The organism is Glutamicibacter sp. BSL13 (assembly GCF_052928425.1).
Map to the genome: position 1 here is coordinate 1 of NZ_JAVGCZ010000145.1, position 4,652 is coordinate 4,652.

Genomic DNA, 4,652 nt, shown 5'->3' on the forward strand with positions numbered 1-4,652 from the left:
GGGCCGGTAGCTGTCGAAATCCGAGACCGTCATCGGCGTCCTCCCAGCACAAACGCGGCGGCCGCCCCGGCCAGCATCCCGGCCGCGGCCAGCCCGGCCCGCTTGAACATCTGCGGCAGGTCGGCGGTGGGAACCCGTGGGTCCGGCGGCAGCCCGTAGACCTCGGGCTCATCCAGCAGCAGGAACACCGAACCGGTGCCGCCCACCCCGTCCTGGCTGTTCGCCCCGTACAGCCGAGCCTCGGTCAGCCCCTGTGCGTGCAGTTCGGCGACCCGGGTGCGGGCGGTGTCCACCATGTCCTCACGGGTGCCGTACTTGATGGAGGTGGTCGGGCAGGCCTGGGCGCAGGCCGGGGTCTGCCCGTCAATGATCCGGTCATAGCACAGCGTGCACTTTTGGGCCACGCCCACGTTCTGGGTGCCGGCCTGTTCCCCGGGGGTGAAGTCCCGTTCGCTCTTGGTGCCCACCACCCCGTCGCTGCGCCGCTCGATCACCCCGAACGGGCAGCCGGCCACACAGGTACCGCACCCGTTGCAGATGTCATCCTGCACCACCACGGTGCCGTGTTCGGTGCGGAACAGCGCCCCGGTGGGGCACACGTCCAGGCATCCGGCGTTCGTGCAGTGCTTGCACACGTCCGAGGACATCAGCCAGCGGAAGTCCGGGGTGTCTGGTGGGGTGGTGTCCACCCCCTGCAGGTTCTGCCCGTTACCGCCGGGCGGGCCGATTCCCGGCATGCCCAGGCTGACCAACGCCCGCCCGGACTCGCGGGCAGCTTCAATGTGTTCGCGGTTCTGCTCGACGAACGCCACGTGCCGCCAGGTGTCCGCGCCCAGTTCCCCGGTGTTGTCATAGGAGGATTCCAGCAGCTCGTACTGCGAATCGGCCGGATTGCGGTTCCACTCCTTGCACGCCACCTCGCAGGCCTTGCAGCCGATGCAGATCGAGGTGTCGGTGAAGAACCCCTTGCGCGGGTAACCGCTGTGCCGGGTGTGCTGCGGTGATTCGGTCAGGTGGTTCACATTAGCCTTCCCTCGTCGTGTCGTTGCCGTGCTCGGCCCCGGTCTCTGGCGCCTGCTCGGGCGGCGCACCGGTGACCTTCTCGCTGCCGGTCTGTGCCGTTGCCCCGGCGCGCTGCTGGTATTCGGCGATCAGCGCCAGCAAGGCCGGTCCGCGCGGACGGCGTCCCGGGATGATGTCGCAGGAGCCGGCCTTGGATTCCTGGATCTGCACGTTCGGGTCCAGGGTGACTCCCAGCAGGTCGTTGGCCGCGTCCCCGCTCACCACTGAATCACTGCCCACACCCCAGTGGTAGGGCAGTCCGACCTGGTGGATAACCTGACCGGACACGTTCAGCGGCTTGACCCGCTCGGTGACCAGCACCCGGGCTTCGATGGCCGAACGCGGGGAAATGATCGTGGCCCAGCCGTACGGCTCCAGTCCGCGTTCGGCGGCCAGCTGCGGGGAAATTTCGCAGAACATCTCCGGCTGCAGCTCGGAGAGGTAGGGCAGCCAACGGCTCATCCCGCCGGCCGTATGGTGCTCGGTCAGCCGGTAAGTGGTGAACACGAAGGGGTACACCTCGGACCCCGGGGCGCCAGCGCTGGGTGCGCTGAGGTTGTCATCGCGCGGGTAGACCAGCCGGGCCGGGTTCTGCTGCTGGCGGTACAGCGGGTTGGCGACCGGGGATTCCTGCGGCTCGTAGTGGGTAGGCAGCGGACCGTCGACCATGCCCTTGGGCGCAAACAGCCAGCCCTTGCCGTCGGACTGCATGATGAACGGGTCGTCACCGGCCAGCGCGGCGGGCCCGCCGATCGTCGGGTCCGGGCGACTGCCCGGGGCGCGGTCCACCGGGAAGTCCGGGACGTCCTGCCCGGTCCAGCGCTGCTGCTGCTCATCCCACCAGATGATCTTCTTGCGTTCACTCCATGGCTTGCCTTCGGGGTCGGCCGAGGCCCGGTTGTACAGGATGCGCCGGTTCGCCGGCCAGGCCCAGCCCCACTCCGGGGCCAGCTCGTTCTGCTGGTCGCCCGGGGTGCGGTCCGCGGCATGGTTGACCCCGTCGGCGTAGACCCCGGTGTAGATCCAGCAACCTCCCGAGGTCGTGCCATCGGCGCGCATCTGGGTGTAGGTCTGAAGCGGTTCACCGGCCTGCGGCCCGCTCAGGTGCCGACCGTTGATCTCGGCAAGCACCGCCTCCGGATCCGGCTCCTCGTTTTGCCCCGGGTAGTCCCAGGTCAGATCCAGCAGCGGCCGGTCACGTTCGTCGGTGGACCCGGCCAACTTCTCGCGGATGCGTGTGCCGAGCTGGTAGAAGAAGTCCAGTTCGCTTTGCGCCTGGCCGGGCGGGGCGATCGCCTGGTGCCGCCACTGCAGCAGCCGCTGCGTCTGGGTGAAGCTGCCGGCCTTTTCCACGTGAGTGGCCGCGGGCAGGAAGAACACCTCGGTTCCAATCTCCTCGGTCTTCAGCTCGCCCGAGGCAATCTCCGGCCCGTCCTTCCACCAGGTTGCGGATTCGATCAGGCTCAAGTCGCGCACCACCAGCCACTTCAGGTGGGACATCCCCATCCGCTGCATCCGTCCGTGGGCGGAGCCGACGGCCGGGTTCTGCCCGAAGATGAAGTACCCGTCCACCTCGTCATCGAGCATGCTCATCACGGTCTGGTAGGTGCCGTGGGGTCCGTTGATGCGCGGCAGGTAGCCGTAGCCCCAGTCGTTCTCCTCGGTGGCGGCCTCGCCCCACCAGGCCTTGAGCAGGCTGACCGTGTAGGCGTCGGCGTTGGCCCAGTACCCCTTCTGGGCCGGGGAGGAGATGCTGTCCAGGTATTCGTCCAGGTTCTGCAGTTCGGCGCTGGGCATCGGCAGGTACCCGGGCAGCAGGTTGAACAGGGTCGGGATGTCCGTGGAACCCTGGATGCTGGCGTGACCGCGCAGCGCCATGATCCCGCCGCCGGGCCGGCCCATGTTCCCCAGCAGCAGCTGCAGGATCGAGGAGGTGCGGATGAACTGGGCTCCCGAGGAGTGCTGGGTCCATCCCACGGCATAGGCAAAGCAGGTGGTGCGGTCCCGGCCGGAATTCTCGGTGACTGAGCGGGCCAGGTATTCGAAGTCCTCGGCACTGATGCCGCAGGTTTCCTCCACCATCTGCGGGGTGTAGCGCGCATAGTGCCGCTTGAGGATCTGGAACACACTGCGCGGGTGCTGCAGCGTCGGATCCTGCTCAAATTCGGGGCGTTCCAGCGTCGGTCCCCCGCTACCGTGGCTGTGCCCCACGGCGCGCTGGGAGGTGTCGGCCCCATGCTCATGGTCGTTGGAGCCATCCTGGCCGTCCCCGTCATCGGATCCCTTGCGCTGGTAGGCCCAGGAGGACATGTCGTACTGTCCGGTGTCCGGGTCGAAACCCGAGAACAGGCCGTTCAGGTCCTCGGTGTCCTGGAACTCCTCGCTGACCAAGGTGGCGGCGTTGGTGTACGCCTGGACATACTCCTTGAACCACAGGCCGTTGCTGATCACATAGTTGATCAGTGCGCCCAGCAGCACGATGTCGGATCCGGCACGGATTGCGATGTGCTTGTCGGCCACGGCACTGGTCCGGGTGAAACGCGGGTCAACGTGGATGACCTTCGCGCCCCGGGCCTTGGCTTCAGCAACCCACTGGTAGCCCACCGGGTGGCATTCGGCCATGTTCGAGCCCTGAATGACAATGCAGTCCGCATTGGCCATGTCCTGGAGTGTTTGAGTGGCGCCTCCCCGCCCAAATGAGGTTCCCAAACTGGGAACGGTGGCGGAGTGTCAAATACGGGCCTGGTTCTCCAGCTGCACTGCGCCGGCAGCGGTAAATAGTTTCTTGATGAGGTAGTTTTCCTCATTGTCGAGGGTGGCGCCACCCAGGCCGGCGATGCCCATGGTGCGGCGCAAGGCCCGGCCCTGCTCGTCGGTCTCCTGCCAGTGGTTGCGTCGGGCTTCGAGGAAGCGTTCGGCCACCATGTCGATGGCGGTGTCTAATTCTAGTTCCTGCCAGTCGCTCGCGTAGGCAGGCCGGTAGAGGACCTTGGTCTGCCGCCCGGGGGCGTTGACCAGCTGTTCGCTGGCCGAACCCTTGGGACAGAGCCGACCGCGGGAAATTGGGGAGTCGGGGTCGCCTTCAATCTGCACGACTTTCTCGTCCTTGACGAAGACCTTCTGGCCGCACCCAACGGCGCAATACGGGCAGACGCTTTGTACTACTCGATCTGCAGTGGAAGTGCGTGGAGTGATCTCTTTGGTCCGCTGGGACATGACGGCTTCGCCGCGACCGAGCGGATCGCTCGATCGGAATTGCCGTACGACCGGCCAATTCAAGAAGCTAAACCCTGACATGCGTCCACCATAACCGAGATCACAAAAATGCGGCAAGGAGCTTTGCGCTGATGTCCAGCTTCCGGAAAGTCGTGTACTCGTAGGTGTGTCGGCCGGCTGAAGCCCCACGGCTTAAATAGGTGAGGCTCCAACCATCACTGGTTGGAGCCTCAAACCCTTCATCAAGTTAAGTCCGGCGGTGTCCTACTCTCCCACACCCTCACGAGTGCAGTACCATCGGCGCAGTGGGCCTTAGCTTCCGGGTTCGGTATGGGACCGGGCGTTTCCCCCACGCTATGACCGCCGTAACAGCA

Annotated in this window: 2 protein-coding genes and 1 rRNA gene; all 3 read right to left on the minus strand. The window is 66.0% G+C overall.

The features are described 5' to 3' along the window. Nucleotides 1-29 precede the first annotated feature (29 nt). The 3 genes from RCJ92_RS14975 to rrf all read right to left on the minus strand — a co-directional run bounded on the left by RCJ92_RS14975 (nt 30) and on the right by rrf (nt 4,646). Nucleotides 30-1,022 (minus strand): 4Fe-4S dicluster domain-containing protein, encoded by a 993-nt coding sequence (locus RCJ92_RS14975; protein WP_446754994.1) that lies wholly within the window; start codon nt 1,020-1,022, stop codon nt 30-32. Between the two features lies 1 nt (nt 1,023). Then, nucleotides 1,024-4,359, minus strand: coding sequence for a formate dehydrogenase (gene fdh / locus RCJ92_RS14980; protein ID WP_446754995.1), 3,336 nt, complete (start codon nt 4,357-4,359; stop codon nt 1,024-1,026). Nucleotides 4,360-4,529: 170 nt separating this feature from the next. Then, a 5S ribosomal RNA gene (gene rrf, locus RCJ92_RS14985) occupies nt 4,530-4,646 on the minus strand. Between the last annotated feature and the right edge of the window lie 6 nt (nt 4,647-4,652).